This is a genomic window from Stieleria sedimenti, from assembly GCF_025060895.1.
Lineage (GTDB): Bacteria > Planctomycetota > Planctomycetia > Pirellulales > Pirellulaceae > Stieleria > Stieleria sedimenti.
This window is the reverse complement of record NZ_JANZKV010000025.1, coordinates 1-1,371: the sequence shown is the minus strand read 5'-3', so window position 1 is coordinate 1,371 and position 1,371 is coordinate 1. Positions and strand designations below refer to the sequence as shown.

Sequence of the window (1,371 nt, the reverse complement as noted above, 5' to 3'; positions counted from 1 at the left end):
GGCACAATGCTTGCCGGTGGTGTCAGCCACCGGTATTCAAAGACACAAATTTGCTGAGGCCTGGAAGGCCGGCACAAGGGTGCTCCCGGTCCACTCGAAGCCCGGGCATTGTGTCGGCCCGCTGGGCCTTGAGATTTCCTTTGAATCCACCCCCGGTGGCTGACGCCACCGGCAGACACTCTACCGGCCCTCCGGGCCGATGACACATCGCTCTGTCGGCAACCCCGAATTCAATCGTCGGACTTAGCAATGTCACGATCGACCGTTGGGATCGACAGGCGTCGGTTTGCCTTCGTTGGCCGAGTCGCCCGCGCACCTATCAAACGATGACATCAAATACGAATCTCAGGAAACAGCGGTCTGATGATTTCCGGTGGGCATCCTCCGGGTCACGATCCAACGACGGCAAATCAATTGCCACAAAAGAACGCGAGAAGACGCAAAAGAAGAAGGGGGCGCTGTCGTCAGGCGTCGGTTAGCAGCGCGAACGTTGGCGATCACGCGGTCGCCGCGAGTGATCAACCACTTCAAAAACCACGACTCGGCGACTCGTCGTGCATCGCATGGTTACCGCTTCACTGGCCTTCTGTCGGTGGGTTCACCGATGTACTCCGCGTCCATCGGAGACGCATCCAACCGCAGGCCGCCAGGTAGGCAATGATACACAATCCAATGAGCGAAAACACGGTGAGGAATTGCCAATCGACTGGCTCGGGCTCCATCAACACCTCTCCAATGGTCGTCACGACGCCAAAGGCAGCAAATGCAGCGCATCCAAGATTCGCGTAAGCCAGTTTGCGTTCCGTCGATTTCCTTCGTCGATACCACGCAATCCATTCGGCAAAGCCGTAGACCAAAAACGGAAAGAAACCGATGATGCCACCGAAAAAAGAGCCAGGCGATTCCATTACGGCAATCGAGATCACAGCTGAAACGAACATCAGGACGGCGACAGCAAAGTTGATCGCGAAGAATAGATGTCGAATCAGAGGACGGTTTCCGCGTCCAGTCGGATTCAATTCAGTATTTCCAGGTTGGTATGGATTAATGTCGGATGCGGATATGTGAAGAGGCCCCTTATGCGGTAACGGCGGTGGTCACCGCGTCGGCGCGATGGACCAGAACTCAAAAACAAACTCTACTCGCCGACTGCGGTGCACCACTTGGTTCACGCGGTCGGCCATGACGACAGCCCAAGCCATCGCCGCTGTTTGCCAATGTACTCGATCGGAATCGCCGAGGGAAATTCGAGTGGGAATGCTATGGATTTCGAACCGGGAAGACGAGCAAAACTGGAACACTAGTTGCCACTAATCGAACACTAATGAGAACAGGATTAGTGGTGATTAGTTCGGTTTGTCTTCCTCGGCC

The 1,371-nt window shown here is 55.4% G+C and carries 1 protein-coding gene; it reads right to left on the bottom strand.

Going from position 1 to position 1,371, the window contains the following annotated elements:
• Nucleotides 1–575 precede the first annotated feature (575 nt).
• The gene (locus tag NZK35_RS03600; protein ID WP_259631232.1) at nt 576–926 is read right to left on the bottom strand and encodes a hypothetical protein; all 351 of its coding nucleotides are present in this window, start codon (nt 924–926) and stop codon (nt 576–578) included.
• Nucleotides 927–1,371 lie beyond the last annotated feature (445 nt).